This window comes from Collimonas sp. OK412 (genome assembly GCF_900112135.1).
GTDB lineage: Bacteria > Pseudomonadota > Gammaproteobacteria > Burkholderiales > Burkholderiaceae_D > Collimonas > Collimonas rhizosphaerae.
The window spans coordinates 1-22836 of the sequence record NZ_FOLC01000023.1; the positions used below are offsets into that span (position 1 = coordinate 1).

General features: G+C 62.9%; 22 protein-coding genes and 1 pseudogene. 11 read left to right on the top strand and 12 right to left on the bottom strand.

All coding sequences use genetic code 11. The annotated features are described in order from the left end of the window. The 3 genes and pseudogenes from BM062_RS26270 to BM062_RS19735 all read left to right on the top strand — a co-directional run. Positions 1-315 (top strand): annotated as a pseudogene (locus BM062_RS26270) (hypothetical protein); the annotation flags it as partial. A 133-nt stretch (positions 316-448) separates the two neighbouring features. After that, complete coding sequence (locus tag BM062_RS19730) at positions 449-1720, top strand: DEAD/DEAH box helicase (protein ID WP_092399992.1); 1272 nt, start codon at positions 449-451, stop codon at positions 1718-1720. A 266-nt stretch (positions 1721-1986) separates the two neighbouring features. Further along, entirely contained in the window at positions 1987-3018 is a 1032-nt protein-coding gene (locus BM062_RS19735) for a Glu/Leu/Phe/Val family dehydrogenase (RefSeq protein WP_092399994.1), read from the top strand. A gap of 87 nt (positions 3019-3105) precedes the next feature. On the opposite strand, the gene BM062_RS19740 is transcribed toward BM062_RS19735, so the two are convergent. Beyond that, complete coding sequence (locus tag BM062_RS19740; protein WP_092399996.1) at positions 3106-5304, bottom strand: xanthine dehydrogenase family protein molybdopterin-binding subunit; 2199 nt, start codon at positions 5302-5304, stop codon at positions 3106-3108. A gap of 10 nt (positions 5305-5314) precedes the next feature. Then, a complete protein-coding gene (locus BM062_RS19745; RefSeq protein ID WP_092399998.1) occupies positions 5315-5773 on the bottom strand; it encodes a (2Fe-2S)-binding protein in 459 nt (152 codons plus the stop codon). A gap of 230 nt (positions 5774-6003) precedes the next feature. Between BM062_RS19745 and BM062_RS19750 the strand changes: the two genes are divergently transcribed. Next, the gene (locus BM062_RS19750; protein WP_092400000.1) at positions 6004-6543 is read left to right on the top strand and encodes a methylated-DNA--[protein]-cysteine S-methyltransferase; all 540 of its coding nucleotides are present in this window, start codon (positions 6004-6006) and stop codon (positions 6541-6543) included. 3 nt (positions 6544-6546) lie between these two features. Here the strand turns inward: BM062_RS19750 and BM062_RS19755 are convergent, their stop codons facing one another. Genes BM062_RS19755 through BM062_RS19760 form a run of 3 tightly spaced genes read right to left on the bottom strand, consistent with a single transcriptional unit; the run spans position 6547 to position 8383 of the window. Then, positions 6547-6834, bottom strand: coding sequence for a DUF4399 domain-containing protein (locus tag BM062_RS19755; RefSeq protein ID WP_139220135.1), 288 nt, complete (start codon positions 6832-6834; stop codon positions 6547-6549). Between the two features lie 5 nt (positions 6835-6839). Beyond that, entirely contained in the window at positions 6840-7202 is a 363-nt protein-coding gene (locus tag BM062_RS25280; RefSeq protein WP_217647619.1) for a hypothetical protein, read from the bottom strand. A 5-nt stretch (positions 7203-7207) separates the two neighbouring features. After that, complete coding sequence (locus tag BM062_RS19760; RefSeq protein WP_175501096.1) at positions 7208-8383, bottom strand: geranylgeranyl reductase family protein; 1176 nt, start codon at positions 8381-8383, stop codon at positions 7208-7210. Between the two features lie 351 nt (positions 8384-8734). On the opposite strand from BM062_RS19760, the gene BM062_RS19765 reads away from it, so the two are divergent. Both BM062_RS19765 and phnD read left to right on the top strand, forming a co-directional pair. After that, on the top strand, positions 8735-10048 hold the full coding sequence (locus BM062_RS19765; protein WP_371326614.1) for a haloacid dehalogenase-like hydrolase: 1314 nt from the start codon (positions 8735-8737) through the stop codon (positions 10046-10048). A 138-nt stretch (positions 10049-10186) separates the two neighbouring features. Continuing rightward, on the top strand, positions 10187-11185 hold the full coding sequence (gene phnD, locus BM062_RS19770; protein ID WP_092400004.1) for a phosphate/phosphite/phosphonate ABC transporter substrate-binding protein: 999 nt from the start codon (positions 10187-10189) through the stop codon (positions 11183-11185). A 25-nt stretch (positions 11186-11210) separates the two neighbouring features. Here the strand turns inward: phnD and BM062_RS19775 are convergent, their stop codons facing one another. Next, positions 11211-12623, bottom strand: a complete 1413-nt coding sequence (locus tag BM062_RS19775; RefSeq protein ID WP_092400006.1) for a heavy metal sensor histidine kinase — start codon at positions 12621-12623, stop codon at positions 11211-11213. Then, positions 12620-13300, bottom strand: a complete 681-nt coding sequence (locus BM062_RS19780) for a heavy metal response regulator transcription factor (protein WP_092400008.1) — start codon at positions 13298-13300, stop codon at positions 12620-12622. The genes BM062_RS19775 and BM062_RS19780 overlap by 4 nt, the downstream gene beginning before the upstream one ends. A gap of 152 nt (positions 13301-13452) precedes the next feature. On the opposite strand from BM062_RS19780, the gene BM062_RS19785 reads away from it, so the two are divergent. The 3 genes from BM062_RS19785 to BM062_RS19795 all read left to right on the top strand — a co-directional run bounded on the left by BM062_RS19785 (position 13453) and on the right by BM062_RS19795 (position 15565). Next, a complete protein-coding gene (locus BM062_RS19785; protein WP_092400010.1) occupies positions 13453-14076 on the top strand; it encodes a hypothetical protein in 624 nt (207 codons plus the stop codon). 74 nt (positions 14077-14150) lie between these two features. After that, on the top strand, positions 14151-14810 hold the full coding sequence (locus BM062_RS19790) for a cytochrome b/b6 domain-containing protein (protein ID WP_092400012.1): 660 nt from the start codon (positions 14151-14153) through the stop codon (positions 14808-14810). Beyond that, the gene (locus BM062_RS19795; protein ID WP_092400014.1) at positions 14807-15565 is read left to right on the top strand and encodes a molybdopterin-dependent oxidoreductase; all 759 of its coding nucleotides are present in this window, start codon (positions 14807-14809) and stop codon (positions 15563-15565) included. Before BM062_RS19790 ends, BM062_RS19795 begins: the two co-directional genes overlap by 4 nt. 15 nt (positions 15566-15580) lie before the next feature. Here BM062_RS19795 and BM062_RS19800 read toward each other — a convergent pair whose 3' ends face one another. The 3 genes from BM062_RS19800 to BM062_RS19810 form a co-directional block, all read right to left on the bottom strand. Next, positions 15581-15799 (bottom strand): hypothetical protein, encoded by a 219-nt coding sequence (locus tag BM062_RS19800; protein ID WP_092400016.1) that lies wholly within the window; start codon positions 15797-15799, stop codon positions 15581-15583. Continuing rightward, a complete protein-coding gene (locus BM062_RS19805; protein WP_217647620.1) occupies positions 15796-16458 on the bottom strand; it encodes an epoxyqueuosine reductase QueH in 663 nt (220 codons plus the stop codon). The genes BM062_RS19800 and BM062_RS19805 overlap by 4 nt, the downstream gene beginning before the upstream one ends. Positions 16459-16736: 278 nt before the next feature. Next, positions 16737-18776: a M3 family metallopeptidase gene (locus BM062_RS19810; protein ID WP_092400018.1), complete on the bottom strand. Its 2040-nt coding sequence runs from the start codon at positions 18774-18776 to the stop codon at positions 16737-16739. Between the two features lie 201 nt (positions 18777-18977). On the opposite strand from BM062_RS19810, the gene BM062_RS19815 reads away from it, so the two are divergent. Next, positions 18978-19250, top strand: coding sequence for a DUF2471 family protein (locus BM062_RS19815; RefSeq protein ID WP_092400020.1), 273 nt, complete (start codon positions 18978-18980; stop codon positions 19248-19250). A gap of 24 nt (positions 19251-19274) precedes the next feature. Here the strand turns inward: BM062_RS19815 and BM062_RS19820 are convergent, their stop codons facing one another. Further along, positions 19275-19754, bottom strand: a complete 480-nt coding sequence (locus tag BM062_RS19820; RefSeq protein WP_092400022.1) for a nuclear transport factor 2 family protein — start codon at positions 19752-19754, stop codon at positions 19275-19277. Positions 19755-19926: 172 nt separating this feature from the next. On the opposite strand from BM062_RS19820, the gene BM062_RS19825 reads away from it, so the two are divergent. Further along, positions 19927-21120 carry an MFS transporter gene (locus BM062_RS19825; protein WP_092400024.1) on the top strand — a complete coding sequence of 398 codons (1194 nt, stop codon included), beginning with the start codon at positions 19927-19929 and terminating at the stop codon, positions 21118-21120. Between the two features lie 24 nt (positions 21121-21144). On the opposite strand, the gene treF is transcribed toward BM062_RS19825, so the two are convergent. Continuing rightward, positions 21145-22788, bottom strand: a complete 1644-nt coding sequence (gene treF / locus BM062_RS19830; protein WP_092400026.1) for an alpha,alpha-trehalase TreF — start codon at positions 22786-22788, stop codon at positions 21145-21147. Between the last annotated feature and the right edge of the window lie 48 nt (positions 22789-22836).

The following is a 22836-nucleotide window of genomic DNA, read 5'->3' on the forward strand; positions in this document are numbered from 1 at the left end:
ACCTTTCGCGACTTGAAGAATCCCCAGTGGGGGATGGGAATGCGCGACAGCCAGACGCGCAAGCGCCACCGCCTTGCCATCTTATTGCTCATCGCTGCGCTTGCAACCTACGCGCTTTGGCTCATTGGGCTAACCGCCTTGGGCCAAGGCTACCGGCTCGCTTATGGCAGTGCCAAAAAATCCGCCTCCACTCTATCAATCCTGTCACTCGCCCGTCACTGGCTGACGGATCGGAACGCATTACAGTTTCGATACTGTCTATACAACCAAGCCGAAAACGAACTAATGGATAGAGTGAAAACTTATGAGATTTGAGGGGAAGGGTCAGGGTCAGAGTTGAATTGTTGACCGGTCAACAATTCAACTCTGACCCTAATTAAATGCTGCGGATTGTCGGTTTGGGGGAAATGGTAAGATGGCGTCCCTATACGCTTTGCGGCCTGTTGCCATGTCATTTTCTTCCCTGGGCTTGTCCCCTGCCATTTTGCTAGCCGTTGCCGAGCGCGGGTATGCTGCGCCGACTCCGGTCCAGGTCGCCGCCATTCCGGCGATATTGGGCGGCGGCGATGTTTTGGCGGCGGCGCAGACCGGCTCCGGCAAGACTGCGGCGTTTGCGCTGCCGCTGCTGCAGCTGTTGCAAGACAGTCCCGGCGAAAAGCCGCGCCGGCTGCGGGTGCTGGTTTTGGTGCCCACCCGCGAACTGGCGCAGCAGACCGCCGAAGCCATGCGGTTGCTGGCGCCAGCCGGCCAGCAAGCGCTGAAGATCGCGGCGCTGTTCGGCGGCGTTTCGATCAATCCGCAAATGATGGACCTGCGCGGCGGCGCCGACATCGTGGTGGCGACTCCCGGCCGCCTGCTCGACCTGATCGAGCACAACGCCCTCAGCATCGCGGCGGTGTCGTCGCTGGTGCTGGACGAAGCCGACCGCTTGCTCGACATGGGATTTGCCGACGAGATCGGCCGCATCCTGGCGCTGTTGCCGCGCCGGCGCCAGAACCTGTTTTTCTCGGCGACGTTCCCGCCCGCGGTACATGCGCTGGCCGCCAGGATGCTGCATCAGCCGGTGCGCATCGCCATCCCGGCGCTGGAGCAGAACCAGCCGGATATCGAACAGCGCGCAATCATGGTCGACGCCGGCCGCCGCACGCAATTGCTGCGGCACCTGCTGAAAGAAAACAAGTGGGGCCGGGTGCTGGTGTTCGTCGCCACCAAATACGCAGCGGAACATATTGCGGACAAGCTGCACCGCGCCGGCATCAAGGCCGCCGCCTTCCACGGCGAATTCAGCCAGGGCGCGCGCGACGAAGTGCTGGCCGATTTCAAGGCCAGCAAGCTGCAGGTGCTGGTTGCCACCGATGTCGCCGCGCGCGGCATCGATATCGCGCAGCTGCCGGTGGTCCTGAACTACGATTTGCCGCGCTCGGCGGTCGACTACACGCACCGCATCGGCCGCACCGGCCGCGCCGGCAAGAGCGGCATCGCCATCAGCTTCGTCAGCGCCGATACGGAAGCTCATTTCCGTCTCATAGAAAAACGCCATCAACTGAAATGCGAACGCGAGCAGATTCCCGGTTTTGAACCTGTCGCCACGGCGGCTCCGGCAAACGCCGCGGGCGCCGCATCTCCCGCCGACAACTCCAACGGCGGCATCAAAGGCAAACGCAAGAGCAAGAAAGACAAGCTGCGTGAAGCGGCAGCGCGCGGCGAACCGGATAATTGACGGCGGCAAAGGCAGCGTGCCTTGATTACGTTTATTGCAAGCCAATAAATTAACAATAATATAATTTCCGCACAAAACTCCGAACCCGATTGAGTTTCACATAGCGATAAATTACACTCTCGCCTGCGTGACACAATCACGGCCATACCGTTTGCCGGCAACAACCCGCCGCAGACATGAGAATTACTGTCCTTAACCCTAGAACACCGGAAAACCATCACCCGCCCTACCCGGACGGCGAATGTTATCCGCACGGAGCCAAAAGCATGAGCACCTTCATTTTTAATGAATTGAATTTCGACAACCACGAGCAAGTGGTCTTCGTCGCAGAAGAAAAATCCGGCCTCAGAGGCATCATCGCTGTCCACAACACCAACCTTGGCCCGGCCATGGGCGGTTGCCGCATGTGGGACTACGCCAGCGAAGCTGTCGCCGTCAACGATGTGCTGCGCCTGTCGCGCGGCATGACCTACAAGAATGCAGTAGCCGGCCTGCCTATCGGCGGCGGCAAGAGCGTGATCATCGGCAATCCGAAGACCGCCAAGACCCCTGCCCTGTTCGAAGCCATGGGCGAAGCCCTGGAACGCCTGGGCGGCCGCTACATCACGGCGGAAGACGTCGGCACCAGCCCGGCCGACATGGCGCACATCGCCGCCAAGACCAAATACGTCGCCGGCCTCGGCGCCAGCGGCGATCCTTCGCCGTTCACCGCGCTCGGCTGTTTCGTCGGCGCGCAAGCCGCGGTCAAGCACTACCTGGGACGCGATTCGCTGGAAGGCCTGACGGTTGCCGTGCAAGGCCTGGGCAACGTCGGCTACGACTACGCGCGCCGCCTGCATGCCGCCGGCGCCAAGCTGGTCGTCACCGATATCGACCAGGCGGCGCTGGAACGCGCACGCGTTGAATTCGGCGCCGAAGTCGTCGCAACCGACGCCATCTATGACGTGCAGGCCGACATCTACGCACCGTGCGCACTGGGCGCCACCCTCAACCCGGCCACGCTGTCGCGCCTGAAAGCCAAGATCGTCGCCGGCGCCGCCAACAACCAGCTGGCCACGGCCGAAGTGGGCGAGCTGCTGCGCCGCAAGGAAATATTGTACGTACCGGATTTCGTGATCAACGCCGGCGGCATCATCAAGGTGTGCTACGAGTACTACGACAAGCCGGAAGCCGACGTCGAAGCCCACGTGCGCGAAATCGGCGTGACCCTGGCCGAAATCTTCAAACGCGCCGATGCCGAAAGCCTGCCTACCAGCGTGGTGGCGGACAAGCTGGCTGAAGCACGCTTCAAGCATTAAGAGAAAATCCTGACATGCAGGGCAGGCGCAACCTGCCTGCCCATCTGTCTCATCATGGCGCCTTCCGGCGCCATTTTTACATGCCAGTCAGGTCGTGATGACCGCAAACGGCAGCTTGCGCAAACGCTTCCCGGTCAAGGCAGCAACGGCGTTGGCGATGGCCGGCGCAATCGGCGGCACCGGCGGCTCGCCGACTCCGGTCGGCGCGTCGGCGCTGGGCACCACGTAGACATCGACCTGCGGGCAGCTGCCCATGTAGGCCGGCGTGTAATCGGAAAAATTGGATTGCTGCACCACGCCGTTCTTCAAGGTGATTTCATTGCCGGGCAAGGTGGTCGAGATGCCGAACACCACGCCGCCCTGGACCTGCGCTTCGATGGTGCGCGGATTGATCGCCATGTTGCAATGCACGCCGGCGGTCACCCGATGCACTTGCGGCTTGCCGTCTTTCAGCGACACTTCCACCACATACGCAATCGAAGTATTGAAGCCGTGGTGCACGGCGACGCCCCAGGCCTGGCCGGCCGGCAGCTTGCGCTTGCCGTAGCCGGAACGGGCCACCGCCAGCTCCAGCGCCTGCTTGCTGCGCTTGGCCGACTTGTCGAACAGGCTGGCCCGGTACTCGACCGGATCGCGGCCGACCGAACGGGCGATCTCGTCGACCAGGGTTTCCATCACGAACGCGTTGTGGCTATGGCCCACCGAGCGGTACCACAGCACCGGCACATTGACCTTCATGTTGTGCACCGACAGCGCCAGGTTCGGGATCGCATAGTGCGATTCCAGCACGCCCTCGGTCATGGTGCCGTCGACGCCGTCCTTGACCAGGAACGATTCAAACGGGCTGCCGAGCAGGATCGACTGGCCGGCGATCACGTGCTCCCAGGCCGCGATCTTGCCATGCGCGTCGTAGCCGACGCGGACCCGGTGCACATGCATCGGCCGGAAATAGCCGCTCCTGATATCGTCCTCGCGCGCATACATGATCTTGACCGGCGTGCCGCGCATGACCTTGGCCACGTACGCCGCCTCCACCGCATTCTCCGATTCCGGCAAGGCGCGCCGGCCAAACGCGCCGCCCGACATCATGGTGTTGAATTCGACCTTGGCCACCGCCAGGCCCAGCACCTTGGCGATCGCCTGCCGGTCCATCGACTGGAACTGCGACCCGGCCCACACCGTACAGGCGTCGCCGGTGAAATGCAGCGTCATGTTGAGCGGCTCCATCGGCGTGTGCGCCAGATAGGGAAACTCGAAGATAGCATCGATGATCTTGGGCGAGCCCGCCAGCGCCGACACATCGGCCTTGGCTGCCGGCGTGCCGGGTTTCATCACCGCTTCCCGGTAGCTGGCGAACAGCTGTTCCGAACTGGGCTGCTCGACGCCGGTCACGTCCCACTCGATCTTCAGCGCATCGCGCGCCTTCTTGGCGATCCAGTAGCCGTCCGCCACCACCACCACGCTCTGGCCGCCGCGGATGCCGGGAATCGTGAAGATCTTGCGCACCCCGGGAATCGCCTTGGCGGCGCTGTCGTCGAGCTTGCCGATCTTGGCGCCCCACGGCACGGCCCTGGCCAGCATCGCCACTTTCATGCCAGGCAGGTCGACATCGATGCCGAATTTCTGCTGGCCGCTGGATTTGGCGGCCGTATCCAGCCGCGGCGTCGCCTTGCCGATGATGGTGAACTGCTTCGGGTCCTTCAGCTGCACCTTGTCCGGCACCGGCAGCTGCATCGCCGCGTTGGCCACCGAACCGTAGCTCAGGCGCTGGCCGCGCGGGCCGGTGATGACGCCCTTGGCGGTCTTGCAGCTGGCCGGATCGACCTTCCACTCGCTGGCGGCCGCCGCCACCAGCATGCTGCGCGCACGGGCGCCGACTTCGCGGTATTGCTGGAAACTATGGGCGACGCTGGTAGAGCCGCCCACCATCTGCATGCCGAACGCCGGGTCGCGGTACACGTCTTCGCCCTTCGCCAGTTCGGCCCGCACATTGGCCCAGTCGCAATCGAGCTCCTCCGCCAGCAGCATCGGCAGCGCGGTCAAGGTGCCCTGGCCGATGTCAACCTTGGATACCTGCACCACCACGCTATTGTCGGCGCCGACCCGCAAGAAAGCGTTCGGCTGGTAAACCTTGGGCGCTGGCACCTGGGCCTCGGCGATACGGCCCAAGCCCGGAATAAAGAAACCGAGCACCAGGCCGGCGCCGCCGGCGGCCGATGCTTTCAGGAATTTGCGGCGCGAGTGTTTCAGCGGCAGCGGATTCGCCACGAGGGATTCTGGGGACATGATGGACTCCTTACGCCAAGGATCTGGAAGCGTCCAGCACCGCCGCCTTGATGCGCTGGTACGCGCCGCAGCGGCACAGGTTGCCGCCCATGGCGGCCACCACGTCAGCCTCGCTCGGATGGCGCTTCTTCTTGAGGAAATCGACCGCGGTCATCACCTGTCCGCTCTGGCAGTAGCCGCATTGCGGCACATCGTGCTTGATCCAGGCCACCTGCACCGCCTTGCCGACCGGATCGGCGGCGACCGCTTCTATGGTGGTCACCGGCTGCTGGCCGACCGCGGAAACAGGATAGGAACAAGAACGCACCGCATTGCCGCCGACATGCACGGTGCAGGCGCCGCAGGCAGCGATGCCGCAGCCGAACTTGCTGCCGGTCAGCTTGAGGTTTTCGCGCAGCACCCACAGCAAGGGGGTATCCTCGGCGACATCGACTTCCACCGTAAGGCCATTCACCTGAAGACTGATCATTGCGATTTCTCCCAAGAGGTTGAGGCGGATTCCTACGCTAGCGAACAGTAACAGCACATCAGTTGCCATGCAGCGATATGGCTGTTTCACCACTATAGACAGCGAAACATGAAAAACAAAGACGGCTTCACCGTTACACTGACATTTACCGAATTTAAAAGCAAGCAGCGGGGTGCACGGAACGGCGGCTGCCGATAAACTACACCCTGTTATCTGACGAGATTATCACCATGAAATTATTCCTGCACCGGATCGCTTCGCCCATCGGCGTCATCCTGCTGGTTACCGATAGCCAGGACCGCGTGCGCGCGCTGGATTTTGAAGATTATGAACCGCGCATGCGCAGCCTGCTGGCGACCCACTACGGCCACTACGACTTGCAGCCCGCCACTGAACCATCCTGCGCGGAACCGGCGCTACAGCGGTATTTCGCAGGCGAGCTGGATGCGCTGAAAGATATCGAGGTCGCCACCAACGGCACCGATTTCCAGCACCGCGTATGGGCGGCGCTGCGCCAGATTCCCCCGGCCCGGATGACTACCTACGGCAAACTCGCCCTGCAGCTGGGCGAGCACAACGGCGCCGCCCGTGCGGTAGGCAGCGCCAACGCCACCAACCCGATCGCCATCATCGTGCCCTGCCACCGCGTGGTAGGCGCCGACGGCAAGCTGACAGGTTTTGCCGGCGGGCTGGAGCGCAAGGCCTGGCTGCTCGGCCATGAACGCGCCGAAGCAGGCGATCCCGAAACCCTGCGCTTGCCAGGTTTCTAGCGCCTAATGCGGCTTGTCCAGCACCACTACTGAAATCTCCTTGCTGGAAATATAGTAAGGCACGTGGTTATGGTCGGCGAACAGCAGGCGCAGCGTATGTTTGCCGGCCGGCAGGTCGAGCAGGGTTTCGGTTTCGCCGTTGCCGAAATGCTTGTAATGCTGGTGCTGGTATTCATTCTGCTTGTCGAACGGGATCGGCGCCTTGATGTCGGCCGGCATCGGCATGTCGATCAGGATGTGATGATGGCCGGTGTCGTGGATATCGCCGGCAGCGACCGGGGCAACGCCCATGCCGGTCACCGCAAAAGCGACCCGGAACGGCAAGCGGACCTGGTCGCCATCCTTGATATTGACAAAATAAGCCAGCTTTTCGCCGACCGGGAACGGCCGCGTACGTTCCGAAGCGCTGATGGTGCTGATGATGGAATCGGTATCGACGTGCTTGTCCGCCCCCCTTTGTCTTTGGCGGCAGCCAGGGCATGGCCGCAGGCCAGGGCGGCCCCCAGCAGCAGCGGCACGGCCAGCAGCGCCGGCAGCCGGTCGACGACCAGCGCCTTGGATTTTTTTAAAGTGAATTGCCTGAAATTCGCGACCATTGGATTATCCATAAAAGCGGTTTTTGGGAAATGCTTGAAACATCGATGCAACAGCCAGCTCAATTTGCTTAACAGACATTGTCGGCGGCGCTGTCCGGCGCCTTGCTCGGCAGCAGCCAGCGCGGAAAACCGAGCGCGGTCTTCAGCAGGCAATCGCGGTAGCCCACCTGGCCGCTGATCAGGCCCGCAAAGTCGTGGTTGATCTGCTGGTTGAGCACGAGATGTGAAAAAGCCAGTTTCGGAAAGCGGTAGATCAGGCGCGCCATCCAGGCGGCGGCGCGCAGTTCGGGCAGCAGCTCGCGCCGCAGCAGGCGGCTGTATAGCGCCGACTCGGCGCGCAAGCCGTCGGCGGCAATCGCCTTGGCGGCGATGGTGGCGCTCTTCAGCGCAAAATAAATGCCTTCGCCGAACAAGGCTTCGGCCAGGCCGGCCGCATCTCCCAGCAGCCAGACCCGGCCGCGCTGGTATAGCTGGCGGCGGTTTTGCAGCGGGATGACGTAACCCTGGCATTCAAGCCGCGACGGCTGCCGCAAGCTGGCGTAGGCCGCGATGAAACGGTCCAGGTGCTGGCGCAATGCAGCACCGCCGAAAGGTGAGTACACACCGACATTAAAATGATCGCGCTTGGGGAAAATCCAGCCGTAGCCGCGCGGCATGCCGTCGAAATCGAACAGGGCGCGGTCGCCGAAACGCTCCAGCATGCCTGGCGCCGGCCACAGCATGGCTTCCATGGCCGGCACGTAAGCCACCAGGTCCTTGCCGAACAGCTTGTTGCGCACCGCGCTGGCGGCGCCGTCGGCGGCCAGCAGCAAGCGGCAGCGCAAGACGCCGCGGCTGGTGGCGACGCTGACGGCGTCGGCCGTCTCGGTGGCATCGACAAACCCGGTTTCGGCCAGGAACCGCACGCCTCTGGCGCAAGCCCGGTCAAGCAGCAACTGGTCGAATTCGCTGCGCACCACGGTGCAAGCCGCCATCGGCTGCACTTCCTTGAGGATGGCGTCGCGGTTGCGGTAATTGAGGATGGCGCCGCCTATCGCCCGGTGCATCACCGGTCCCAGGTCGAAACCAAGCAGGTCCATGGTCTTGCGCGACAGGCCGCCGCCGCATACCTTGGCGCGCGGGAAAGCCTGCTTGTCGATGAGGGTCACCTGCAAGCCCTGCCCTGCCAGCAGGTAAGCCAGATGCGAGCCGGCCGGCCCGGCGCCGACGACCAGCACGTCGGCCACGGCGTCGTCAAAAGACATGGCGGCGCCGCACCGGGCCATGCAAGCCGGCGTATTCCGGGGAATGCATTACAGCTTGGGTTACAACTTGATGCACAGCTCGACTTCTTGACGTTTTCATCAGCAGCGCCTCGTCTCTGGATCAATGGCCGGCCTTGGCAACCCCTGTTGTCCGGCGGAACTGCCAGCATAGCTGAAAACGGCAATTCCGGTGAGTGCAGGCATGTCTCTTGCGAGCAGCGGATAGAGCTTTTCTTTTATCTTTTCTATACGTTTCCGATTAGAAACATGCTAGTGTATTCGGCTGCTCAAACGGCAGATAAAAAAACGTATGGAACAGGGACAATATTTCAACCGGCACAGGGAGTATCCATGAAAAGCGTTAAGAAAACAGAAGACAACAGCATGCTGCAAAAACGCCGCGCACTGCTGACCGGCGGCCTGGCGGCAGGGCTGGCGGCGACGGCGCTGCCGTCGGAACTGCTGGCCAAGGACAGCAAGGCCGCGGGCCTGGCCCTGGACCGCGCCAAGTGGGGCGCGCGCAACCATCAGCAGCTGCAAGCGCTGCTGGCGCGCAACGGCAACAGCAGCGCCGGCTACAATCCCAAGCGCCGGCCTTACGCGGTATTCGACTGGGACAACACCAGCATCATGAACGATACCGAAGAGGCATTGCTCATGTACCAGATCAACACCCTGTCGTTCAAGCTGAGCCCGCAGGAAATGGGCGCCATCATCCGCCAGAACGTGCCGGCCGGGCCGTTCGCCGCCGACTTCAAGAACGCTGCCGGCAAGGCCGTCGAACTGGAAGCCATCTGCAGCGATATCGATGACGACTACCAGTACCTGTACGACAATTATGAAAAACTGAAGGGCGGCAAGAAGCTGGAAGAAATCCGCGAAACCGCCCAGTTCCAGGATTTCCGCGCCAAGCTGTATTACTTGTACGAAGCCGTCAACGAGACTTACGGTGTGAACGTCGGTTATCCGTGGGTGATCTATTTCTTCACCAACATGTCGGTGGCCGAAGTGCAGCAGCTGGCTGAAGCTTCCAACGACCACAACCTGGGCCTGGGGCTGGTCAAGACCAAGTACACCAGCCCGGCGGCGCAGCCCGGCCAGGCAGGCGTCGTCAGCGTGACGCACTTCCACGGGATCCGCCTGTGCACCGAGATCGCAACCTTGATGAATGCATTCGAGCAAAGCGGGATCGACGTCTACGTCAGCTCAGCCTCGCTGGAAGACGTGGTGGCAGTGTTTGCGACAACGCCGAAATACGGCTACAACGTCAAGCGCGAGCACGTGCTCGGGCTGCGCCTGGAAACCGCCAACGGCGTCTTCGTCAACCGCTATAAAGCCGGCTGGCCGCTCAACTGGGGCCCGGGAAAAACCGAAGTCATCAAGAAAGAACTGGTCGCGGCCAAGGGTTACGGCCCGGTCTTCGTCGCCGGCGACAGCGATGGCGACTACGACATGCTGCGCGATTTCGCCGACACCCAGCTGGGCGTGATCGTCAACCGCATGAAGAAAGGCAAGATCGGCGACCTCTCGAAGCTGGCCGCCGAGCAGATCCCGGCCAAGTCGCCGCGTTTCCTGCTGCAAGGCCGCAACGAGCAGACCGGCAACTGGATGCCGTCGGAAGCCAGCATCAAGTACGGCAAGACCGGCGAAACGCTGCTCGGCTGAGCCTGTTGCACGCCGGCTGCCAGCAGGCAGGCAGCCGGCTCCTGCAGTCATTCCCCATATCGAACCACCCGGCCGCTGCCTTGGCGCGGCCGATGCACCCGTTTTCCATCAACACCCGCAATAACCAGATAGGCATTTATGAAGAGATTACTGAAAACCGTACTTGTATTGTGTTCCATGCTCGCGTCCTGCGCATTCGCCAAGGATGACGACGCGCCGAGGAAAATCACCATCGGCCTGATCGCCACCACCACCGCGGAAGATACCCAGAAACGCTGGCAGCCGGTGCTTGACGATTTCGCGAAATATACAAAAATGGAAGTCCGCGCGGTGGTGTCCACCAACTACAGCGATATCCTGGCCGGCCTCAAATCCAACACCATTCAGGTCGCCTGGCTGAGCAGCAAGATCGCGCTGGAAGCGGTGGAAGACAACCAGTCGACCATCTTTGCGCAGATGGTCAAGAAAGACGGTTCGCACGGCTATAACTCGGTACTGATCACGCCGGCCAAGAGCCCGCTCAAATCGTTCGACGACATCGTGGCCAACAAGGGCGTCTACACCTTCTACGACGGCGACAAGAGCTCGACCTCGGGTTACCTGGTGCCGGCTTATTACGCCTTCGCCAAGAACAAGGTGGAGCCGGAACGGCTGTTCAAGACCATTACGGTCGGCAACCACAAGAAGAACCTGCAGGCGGTGATCGCCGGCCAGGTCGACGTCGCCACCAACAATACCGAGGAACTGGACCGTTTGAAAAAAGAATCGCCGGAGCAGTTCAGCAAGCTGCGGGTGATCTGGTCGTCGCCCCTGATTCCCAATGATCCGCTGCTGTACCGCAAGGACCTGCCGGCCGCGTCCAAGGCCAGGATCGAAGAGTTCTTCGTCACCTACGGCAAGCCGAAAAATCCGGCCAGCCAGCCCGACGTCCTGCAGAACATCCTCGACCTGTCCGGCTTCCAGCATTCCACCGACGCCCAGCTCAAGCCGATCGCCGACCTCACCATGTTCGGCCTGCTGCGCAACAACATGTACGACAGCAAACTAAGCACGGCGCAAAAGCAGAAAGCCTTTGAAGAAATTACCGCACGTTTCGGCAAGCTGAGCATGGCGCTGGAAATGGCGCGCATACGGTAAACCCGTGCCGGCGCAGCCTGCGCTGTCAGGCTGTCGCCATGTTATCCGGGAAATACAGGCTGAAACGGATCAGCCCTTCGCCCGAACAGGCGACATCCGCGCTGCCGCCATGCACCAGCATGATGGCGCGCACGATGGCCAGGCCCAGGCCGTTCGATTCGGTATATTCGCTGCGCGACTTGTCGCCGCGGTAAAAACGGTCGAACAGCCGTTCCAGCTGCTCCGGCGGAATCGGATCGCCCTGGTTCTCCACCTCGACATGCACTCCCTTCGCCTGCGGCCGGCTGCTGAGCCGCACCGTGCTGCCGGGCACCGCATAACGCACCGCATTCACCACCAGGTTGCTGACCGCGCGCCGCCACATCACCGGGCTGGCCTGCACCTTGCCGCTGGCGTCGACCTCGAGCCGGATGCCGCGCTCTTCGGCCACGCCTTCAAAATAATCGGCAATCTTGTGCAGCTCGTCGGCCAGCACCAGCGGCGTTTTTTCCACCGCCAGCCCGGCGTGGTCGGCATACGCCAGGAACAGGATGTTTTCAACGATCCGGCTCAGGCGCTCCAGCTCCTCCAGGTTCGATTCCAGCACCTGCTGGTATTCGGCGGCGCTGCGCACCTGTCCGAGGGTGACCTGGGTCTGCCCCATCAATGCCCCGATCGGCGTGCGTATCTCGTGCGCCAGGTCGGCGGAAAACTGCGACAGATGTTCGTAGCCGTCGGCCAGCCGGTCCAGCATTGCATTGAATGACGCCGCCAGCCGCCGCAGTTCCTGCGGCGCGTCTTCTTCCCGCAGGCGTATCGCGATATTGGTCGGGCTGACTTCGGCGGCGCGGCCGGCCATCGCCGTCAGCGGCAGGAAACCGCGCTTGAGCACCAGGAACCCCAGCAGCGCCGCCAGCAGCACCGACACCGCAGCCGCTGCCATCACTTGCCAGTAATAGCGCGCCAGGATATGCGACTCCTGGGTCATCACATGGGCGCCGGTAATCATGACCACGGTGCCGTCGCCGCCGACGTCGGCCAGCGCCGCTACCCAGCGCACCCGCACGCCGTCGGCGCGCACGCCCTCGTGCAGCTGCACCAGCGTCAGCGGCTGGCCCAGGCTTTGCGGCGTCATTGGCGGCGGCGTCATGTTGTCGGGATTGACGCGTACGAACGGCGCCTGGCCCGGATAAGCGAACATCAGCACATCCTGTTCGCTGCCCAGCATGGTTTCAAACAGGGTCGGCCGGTCTTCCATCTGCTTGACGTTGTACAGGTCATGCAGCAGGTGGCGGAAATGCTCGACCTTGCCGATCAGGGAATAGTCGGCACGGGTTTCCAGCGCCTGCCGGGTCGACGAATACAGGTACATGCCGAGGATGCTGACGATCGCGTAGGCGATCAGCGCGAACAGGAAAGTCACGCGCGCCGTCAGCGACTGCCTGCGCCAGGCGTTCATGGATCTTCCGCAAACATGTAGCCGATGCTGCGTACCGTGTGTATCAGTTTATGCTCGAAGGGATTGTCGATCTTGGCGCGCAGGCGCTTGATGGCGACATCGACCACATTGGTGTCGCTGTCGAAATTCATGTCCCATACCTCTGACGCGATGACGGTGCGCGACAGCGGCTCGCCCTTGCGCTTGACCAGCAAGTGCAGCAGCAGGAATTCCTTGTTGGTCAGCACGATGTCGATGCCCTGGCGCGTGACCTTGCGCCGCAGCAGGTCGAGCTGGAGGTCGGCGACCTGGAAAAAATCCAGCTCATGCGACTCGCGCACCACGCCGCGCCGCAACAGGGTGCGGATGCGCAGCAGCAGTTCGGTAAACGAAAACGGCTTGACCAGGTAATCGTCGGCGCCCAGTTCAAGGCCGCGGATGCGGTCGTTGACGTGGTCGCGCGCGGTCAGGAAGATCACCGGCAAATCGCGCTTGGCGCGCAAGGCGCCCATGATTTTCCAGCCGTCGGTGCCGGGCAGCATGACGTCCAGCACCACCAGCTCGTAGCTGTTTTCCAGCGCCATGTGCAGGCCGTCGCTGCCGTTGCGGACCAGGTCGACCGCATAGCCGGATTCGCGCAAGCCTTTCTTGAGGTAAGCGCCGGTCTTGGGATCGTCTTCGATGACGAGGATGGACATGCTGGGCCTGGGTTTTAACCGGTGATGGAAACACGCTCCATTCTATCAATTCGCCTGCCGCGAATAATGACAATATTGTCATTCATATGTCACCGATAAGACACTGCAGCGGTCCTAGACTGGGATTCCCAGCAACCACCGAGACCGTTTTCATGAAAACCACACAACTTCTGCGCCGGCTTGTTCCTGTATTGGCGGCATCCGCTTTCCTGGCCTACGGCGGCATCGCCGCCGCCCAAACCGCTGCGCCGGTGGTGCGGGTGCGCGCCACCATCGACAAGGTCAATCCCGACAGCCTCGAAGTCAGCACCAAGGCCGGCAAGAAACAGACCTTGAAACTGGCGCCGGACCTGATGCTGTTCTCGGTCAGCCATGCGGCGATCACCGATATCAAATCCGACAGCTTCATCGGCAGCGCCGCCGTGCCGCTGCCCGACGGCAGCCTGAAAGCGCTGGAAGTGCATGTATTCCCGGCCGGGATGAAGGTCGGCGAAGGCCATTACGCCTGGGACCTGGGCAAGAAGAGCAGCATGACCAACGGCACCGTCGGCGATGTGGTGGTGACCAGCGGCCGCACCATCACGGTCAAGTACCCGGATGGCGAAAAGAAGATCGTGGTGCCGCCTGACGTCCCTATCGTCAGCCTCAACAAGGGTGACCGCAGCCTGCTGGTGGCTGGCGCGCACGGCGTGTTTTTTGTCAGCAAGGCTGCCGACGGCAGCGATGTTGTCGGCCGCGCCACGGTTGGCGTCGATGGCGTAGTGCCGCCGATGTAATGCCGTTTGCGGACGGCCGGTATGTGCGAAATACCACACTGGCTGTCCGCGGCGATTCTTGACAAGGTATTTCCATGGCGACTGCTGACCAACCTCGCGCCCGCGCGCGCATCATCCATCCGTTGCTGGTGCGCGTGGTCCACTGGATCAACGCCTTCGCCATCGTCTGCATGGTGATGAGCGGCTGGGCAATCTACAACGCCTCGCCGCTGTTCGGCTTCGATTTCCCGCGCTGGGCCACGCTCGGCGGCTGGCTCGGCGGCGCGATTGCCTGGCACCTGGCGGCGATGTGGCTGCTGGTGGCGAACGGCTTGATCTATGTCGGCTACGGTTTCCTGGCCGGCCATTTCCGCCGCCATTTCCTGCCGCTGCGGCCGCGCGACCTGCTGCGCGATGCCAAGGATGCGCTGGCTTTCAGGCTGGCGCACCAGCCTGGCATCTACAACGCCGTGCAGCGCCTGATGTACATCGTCGTGCTGCTGCTCGGCGTGCTGGTGGTGGCGTCCGGCCTGTCGATCTGGAAGCCGGTGCAACTGGACGGCCTGGCCAGCCTGTTCGGCGGCTACGATACCGCGCGCCGCGTGCACTTTATCGCGATGGCCGGCATCGTGGCGTTCGTCATGGTGCACCTGGCGCTGGTGCTGATCGTGCCGAGCACCCTGCTGCCGATGCTGACCGGGCGGGCGCCGCGCCACGCACATGACAAGACCTCGAAACAGGAGCAGCAGGCATGAGCGATAAGAAAAAGAACCTGCCGAAGAATAGCGAACTGCAGCCCGAGCTGGTGCAGCTGCAGCGCCGCCTGTTCCTGCGTTCGGGCCTGTCGCTGGGGGCGCTGTCGCTGCTGTCCGGCTGCAACCTGCAGGATGGCGACCAGGTCGACAAGGTATTGTGGGCGATGTCGCGCTGGAACGACCGGGTGCAAGCCATGCTGTTCCGCCCCAGCCACCTGGCGCCGACTTATCCGGCCAGCATGATCACCAAGCCGTTCCCGTTCAACGCATTCTACGACGCCGATTCGGCACCGGAAATCGATGGCGATACCTACAAGCTGGAAGTTTCCGGCCTGGTGCGCGACAAGCGCAGCTGGAACCTGGCGCAGCTGCGCGCCCTGCCGCAAGCGTCGCAGATCACGCGCCATATCTGCATCGAAGGCTGGAGCGCCATCGGCCAGTGGAGCGGCGTGCCGTTCCGCACCTTCCTCGCCCACATCGGCGCCGATACGACGGCGAAGTATGTCGGCTTCAAATGCGCCGACCGCTATTACTCCAGCATCGACATGGCCACCGCCTTGCATCCGCAGACCATCCTGGCGCTGGATTTCGGCCAGGAGCCGCTGCCGACGGAATACGGCTATCCGCTGAAACTGCGGGTGCCGACCAAGCTGGGTTTCAAGAATCCCAAGCATATCGCCGCCATCTTCGTCACCAATGACAACCCGGGCGGTTATTGGGAAGACCAGGGCTACAACTGGTTCAGCGGGTCCTGAACCGGCATCCCGGGTTCATTCTCCGCGTTCGCTGCAGCATGGGCAGCCGCGATGCTGGCCCATCAGGTGCGGCGTGCCGGCGTCTTCGTTCCGGTCCAGCGTCTGCATGAACGCAGCCAGCAGTTTTTCCATGCTGGCCAGGCGGTCAGCCGGGGTCATGGAGCCAGGCTGGTTTTCCTGATCCGCCGTTGCTGCCAGCCACGGTGCGACGGCCTTCCTTGCGTTGGCGTTCATTGTTTTTCCTCTTGGCCGTAAAACTTCTCGCAGATCTTGATCCGCTCACGCCCCTGTTCCTTGCGCCAGCGGTTGGTGTCGCGCAGCGAGTAGACGCAGCCGCAATATTCCTGCTGGTAGAAATTCTCGCGCTTGGAGATTTCGATCATGCGCGCCGATCCGCCCTGCTTGCGCCAGTTGTAGTCCCAATAGGTGATGCCGGGATAATGCGCCGCCGCGCGCGCGCCGCAACCGTTGATCTGCGCCATGTCCTTCCAGCGCGAAATCCCGAGCGAGCTGCTGATCACCGGGAAGCCGTGTTCGTAGGCGTACAGCGCGCTGCGCTCAAAGCGCATGTCGAAACACATGGTGCAGCGCTTGCCGCGCTCCGGTTCGTCTTCCATGCCCTGGGCGCGGGCGAACCAGTTGTCGAGGTCGTAGTCGGCATCGATGAACGGTATGCCGTGCTGCTCGGCGAAGCGGATGTTTTCATCCTTGCGCAACGCGTATTCGCGTTGCGGGTGGATATTCGGATTGTAGAAATAGATCGAGAAATCGATCTCGCTGGCGAGCAGGGCTTCCATCACTTCGCCCGAGCAGGGCGCGCAGCAGGAATGCAATAACAGCTTGTGGTGGCCGCCCGGCAGGACGAGTTTCTGGCGTTGGGTCATGGTCGGCATCAGGAAATGCGGCTGCCAGGGGCGAGGCAGCGCTTATTGCCGAGTGTCTCGATTCGCACCGGCGGCGTCAAGCGACAAACTCTCAAGTTTGCATGAGCCAAATTCATACAGCCGGCCACGCGTCCAGCCGAGCCAGGCCGGCGTGCGCCTTGCCAAGGTTCTCAACGATGCTTCAGGCAACGCCACGGCCGCGGGCGCTGCCGTCCTGGTATCGCCGTTTGCCGGGAAAAAATGAAATATACGCCCTGGTCGCCGGACGGCGACCAGCGCAGCGCTGCCTATGCAATCAAACCGCGTTTCGCCAGCATCGGCTCCACCTTCGGATCGCGGCCGCGGAAGGCGCGGAACGCCAGCGCCGGATCCTGCTTGTTGCCGGAGCTGTAGATGTAGCGCCGCAGGCGCTCGGCGATTTTCTGCTCGAACGGATCGCCGGCTTCGATGAAGGCGTCGTAGGCGTCGGCATCCAGCACTTCGGCCCACATGTACACGTAATAACCCGCCGCGTAATCCGGGCCGCTGAACAGATGCTGGAAGTGCGACAGGTAATGGCGCTGGCCGATATCCTGCGGCACTCCCAGCAGCGCGCACTGCTGGGCTTCGAAGGCAGCGATGTCGACCTTGCTGCCGTTCGGCAGCGAGTGCAGCGCCATGTCGATCAGGGCCGGGCCGGCGTACATGATGGTGGCCCAGGCCTGGTCGAACTGGCGCGCGCGCTTCAGCTTTTCCAGCAAGGCCGGAGGCATCGCCGCGCCGCTCTGGTAATGGCGGGCATGGCGCTGCAGCACCACTTCTTCCTCGGCCCAGTTCTCGAAAATCTGCGACGGCAATTCGACGTAATCCTGCAGCACCTGGGTGCCGGCCAGGCGCTCGTATTTCACTTGCGACAGCAAGCCGTGCAAGCCATGGCCGAATTCGTGGAACAAGGTGCGGACGTCGTCGAAACTCAGCAGCGTGACATCCGCCTTGGCGAAATTATTGTTGTTGATGACCACCGGCAGCGTGCCGCCGTTGTGGCCGGACTGGCTGCGGAAGATATGCATCCAGGCGCCGCTGCGCTTGCTGGCGCGCGCATAATTGTCGCCGATGAACAAGCCGATCAGCGCATTGTCGCGGTTGCGCACTTCCCACAGGCGGGCGTCGGCGTGATGCAGCGCGACCCCGTGCTGCTCGACAAAGCTGAGGCCGAACAGGCGCTGGGCGCAGTCGAACATGGCGCCGATCATGTTTTCCAGCGCGAAGTACGGCTTCAGTTCGGCATCGTCGAGATCGTAGCGCGCCTGCCGCACTTTCTCGGCCAGGTAACGCCAGTCCCAGGCCGCGATCGGCGTCGGCTGGCCCAGGCTGCGCGCCATCTCGGTCAGCGCCGCGCGGTCGTCCTCGGCTTTCTTCTTGGCTGGCTCCCATACCTTGCCGAGCAAGGCTGACACGGCTTCCGGCTTGCCGGCCATGCGGTCGACCAGCTGGTAGTCGGCATAGGTCGGATAACCGTGCAGCTGCGCCTGTTCCTGGCGCAGCGCCATGATTTCGGCGGCCACCGGCCGGTTGTCGTGGACGCCGTCACGGGCGCCGCGCGCGACCCGGCCGCGCCAGACCGCTTCGCGCAGGTCGCGCCGGTCCGAGAATGTCAGGAACGGTTCGGCCAGCGAGGGCGACAGCGTGATCACATGGCTGCCAGCCGGCAAGCCGCGCTGCTGCGCCGCCTCCTGGGCCGAAGCGCGCAAGAATTCAGGCAGGCCGGCCAGCGCGGCTTCGTCTTCCAGCGCCAGCGAAAAACCGGATTCGTCGGCCAGCACGTTTTGCGTGAACGCGGTGCTCAAGGCGGCCAGCCGTTCAGTCAATGCGCTGTAGCGCGCCCGCGACGCCGGCGGCAGGTTGGCGCCGGCGCGCACGAAATCCAGGTGCACGCGCTCCAGCAGGCGCAGCTGTTCGGGATCCAGGTCAAGTTCGGCGCGTCGCGCGTACAGCGCGGCGATGCGCGCGAACAGGCCGGCATGCAGGTAGATCGCATTCCTGTGCGCGGCCAGGCGCGGCGCCAGTTCGACTTCCACCGCTTGCAGGGCAGGCGAAGTTTCGCTCGCGGTCAGGTTTTCGAACAGCAGGCTGATGCGGCTGTTCAGGCGGCCCGAAGCGTCGAAGGCGGCCAGCGTATTGGCGAAAGTCGGCGCCGCGGATTCGGCGGCAATGGCTTCGATCTCGGCCAGGTGCGCGGGCAGCGCGGCTTCAAACGCGGGGACGAAATGTTCCGCCTTTACCTGGTCGAAAGGCGGCAGTCCGTATGGGGTATTCCAGTCTTGCAACAGCGGGTTGATGGCGGTCATGGCAACTAGCATCCTGGCTAACGAAGAGAACGCTATTGTATAGCGCCGCGCGGATTCTCAACGCGACGCTGCGATAGTTGGCCGGCAGTAGCCGGGTATCGATTGGGTATTTCCGCCGCTTGAATTATACTGTACATACATACAGTATAATTTGCGTGGAGAGATGTGATGATCGTTGTCAGAAGACCGGAGCTTGACGCCATGACTGCCAGATTGAAAGCCGCTATCGCAGCCATCGTGACGCGCCATCGCAATGCCGACGCGCTGCTGACCTGGTCATTGATGCATCAGATCGAAAACGAAGCCATTGCAGCGCTGGCGCAACTGGAAGATGTCGAGCTGGCGCAAATCAATATGCTGCGCGCCTACCCGGTCGCCTATCCGCGCACCGACGACCCGGTCAATTTCGGCAACGCCAACCGGGTGCCGGTGGTTTTTTCGCTGATCTACAACGAATACCGGCGCTCGCACTAAGCCACTAAGCGCCGCCGTTACGGCTTACAGGCCGAGCTCGCTCAGTCCCGGATGATCGTCGGGACGGCGCCCCAGCGGCCAGTGGTATTTGCGTTCCGATTCCTTGATCGGCAAGTCGTTGATGCTGGCATAGCGCCGGTGCATCAGGCCATGTTCATCGAACTCCCAATTCTCGTTGCCGTAGGATCGGAACCAGTTGCCGGCCGCATCGTGGGACTCGTAGGCGAAACGCACGGCGATCCGGTTGCCGTCGAAAGCCCACAACTCCTTGATCAGGCGGTAATCCAGCTCGCGCTCCCACTTTCGGGTCAGGAATTGCACCACCTGCTCCCGTCCCTGCGGGAATTCATGGCGGTTACGCCAGATGGTATCGACGGTATACGCCAGCGACACACGTTGCGGATCGCGGCTGTTCCAGCCGTCCTCCGCCATCCTCACCTTCTGTATCGCGGTCTCGCGGGTGAAGGGCGGGAACGGCGGACGGGCTTCGCTGGCTTGGCTCATGGTAAGGCTCCTGGGTCGATGGATGGAAGGCTGCGGCAGGCGCTGGCTGCGGACAAGCCAATACTCTACGCAATATTCCGCCGGCCCGCTGGCGGCCGGTTTACGGGGTAGCAAAGCGCAGCACAGCGATAAGGGATAAAGTGTCGCCTGGCATTTTCAAAGGCATTGCAAGATGGAACAAGCACAACCCGGCAAACTCAGCCCCGGCCTGGTGATCATGATGTCGGTCGCTACCGGCGTCGCGGTGGCCAGCAACTATTACGCGCAGCCGCTGCTGCATACCATTGCCGCCCGCTTCGGCATTTCCAACGGCAGCGCCGGCCTGATCGTGACCGTGGCCCAGCTCGGTTATGCGCTGGGCCTGATGCTGCTGGTTCCGCTGGCCGACATCCTGGAACGGAAGAAACTGATCGTCATCATGACCTTGCTGTCCGCCTGCGGGCTGCTGATCACCGCCACCGCGCAGAGCATGGCGTTCGTCTTGCTCGGGACCGCGCTGACCGGATTGTTTTCCGTGGTGTCGCAGGTGCTGGTGCCGTTTGCCGCGACCCTGGCGGCGCCGCAGGAACGCGGCAAGGTGGTCGGCCACGTGATGACCGGCCTGCTGCTGGGCATCCTGCTGGCGCGCACCGTGGCCGGCTACCTGTCGGCGCTGGGCGGCTGGCAGACCGTGTACTGGTTCGGCGCGGCGCTGATGATCGTGACGGCGATCGCGCTGGGACGCGCCCTGCCGCGCCACCATCAATCGCAAAGCTTGAGCTATCCGCGTTTGCTGGCGTCAATCCTGACCTTGTTCGTCGCGGAGCCGGTGCTGCGCATCCGCGCCCTGCTGGGTGCGATCATCTTCGCCGTGTTCAGCGTGCTGTGGACGTCGATTTCCTTTTTGCTGGCGGCTGAGCCTTTCCATTATTCCGACGGCACCATCGGCCTGTTCGGCCTGGTCGGCGCCGCCGGCGCCATGGCTGCCTCGCACGCCGGGCGGCTGGCGGACCGCGGCCATGCCGGCCGTTCGACTTCCATCGGCCTGGCGCTGCTGTTGCTGTCGTGGCTGCCGCTGGTGTTCGCCAAGAGCTCGCTGACCGGCCTGATCGTCGGCATCCTGCTGCTGGACCTGATGGTGCAGGCAATCCACGTCACCAACCTGAGCGTGATCAATCACCTGCATCCCGAATCGCGGAACCGCCTGACCGCCGGCTACATGACGTGCTACTTCATCGGCGGCGCCTGCGGTTCGGTGCTGTCGACCTCGATGTACGGCTACGCCGGCTGGTTCGGCGTGTCGATGACAGGCGCCGGATTAAGCGCAGCCGGCCTGCTCATCTGGCTGCTGGCCGAGCGCAAGGGCAAGCCTGCGCCGACGCATTAGGAGCTGCCGGCAGCAGGCCCCGGGTCACGGCCGCTGCAGCTCGGGATACAGCGCCATCAGCTGCATCGCCACGCCGTTGGTCCAGCCGAAACCATCCTGCAAGGCGTATTCGCCGCCGCCGGCCGCGGCGCCGCTGGCGGTCACATCGTATTTCTCCACCAGCTTGCCGCTGCCGGCATAAACCTGCTGCACCTTGCCCATCCAGCGCGCAGCGATATCGCGCGCCAGGGCATGCAAACCGTAACGGTTCAAGCCGTCCACCGCAATCCATTGCAGCGGCGCCCAGCCGTTGGGGGCGTCCCACTGCTGCCCGCTGTCGACCGGCGTGGTGACAACGCCATGCGGCTTGAGCAGCTCCTTGCCGGTCCAGCGCGCCACACGCGCTGCCTGCGCCGGTTCAGCGATGCCGGTGAACAGGGGATAGAGCGTGGCGGCGCCGGGACGTGCGGTCGGCTGCCGTTTGACCCATTGGTAGTCGACGTAGTAGCCGGCCGATTCATCCCACAGATATTTTTGCACCGCGACGCGCCGACGCTCGGCGCGCTGCTTGAAATCGTTGCTGCAGGCAAGGTCGTGCAGCCGTTCGCAGCCAAGGCGGATCGCGTTTTCCAGGCCGTATAGCAAACTGTTGAGGTCGACCGGCAGGATGGCGGTAGTCTCGATGGCGGCAAGCGTCTTGCCGTCGGCGAACCAGCGGCTGCTGAAATCCCAGCCGCTTTCGGCGCCGGCGCGCACATCGCGGTAAACCTCGGCAGGCTGACGACCGCTTTGCTTGGCCAGCTTGACGTCCTCGGCATACGATTCGTCGCGCGGCGCTGCGCGGTCATCGTAGTAGCGGTTCAGCACGCTGCCGTCGGCCAGCGCCACTACCCGCCGGTATGCCGCGCCAGGCTTGAGATCGTGTTCGCCATCCATCCAGAAGCCGTACTCGCGCCGCAGCTGCGGCAGGTAGCGCGCATAGGCGCCGGCTTCGTCGCCGCTCGACAGCAGGCCGACCATCTTGTAGTAGAACGGCGGCTGCGAGCGGCTCAGGTAATAACTGCGGTTGCCGTTCGGGATGTGGCCGTAGCGGTCGATCAGGCTGGAAAAATTATCGACCATCGCTCGCATCAGCTGCGGCTTGCCGTTCTGCAGCAGGCCCAGCATGGTGAAGTAGGAATCCCAGTAATACACTTCGCGGAAGCGTCCGCCCGGCACCACATAAGGCTGCGGCAAAGGCAGCAGCGAAGAGGCCGCGCCGGCCGGCGCCGGCTGCTGGGTCAGGTGCGGCCACAGGCCGGCTATATGCTGCTGCAGCGACTGGCTGCGGTCGCTGGTGTAGGCGTCCGCATTGTCTTTCGGCAGGTCAAAATGCTGGCGGACAAAATCCACCAAGGTAAAACCAGGCTGGTTACTTGTACGCTTGTATTCCGTCTCGATGGCGGCGGGCCGGCCTTTCGGCAAGGCGTCGGCAAAGGTCTTGCCGTCGCCGAAAACATGGCCCAGCTGCACCGCGGCAAACAGTTGCGGATACAGCTCGGACGGCGGCGCCGGATATGCGGCGACGGCGACATCGCGGCCGGCTGGCGCATCGGCACGCGACGGCGTGGCAAAAGCGAGGCTGGCGGCTATTGCCACGAGCGCCAGATGCAAACGGCGGTGCGGTATCAAGGTTAAGGAAAAAGACATGTCTCGGCTCCATCATCTCTGGTCCAGGCAGGGATGATGGTAACGCAG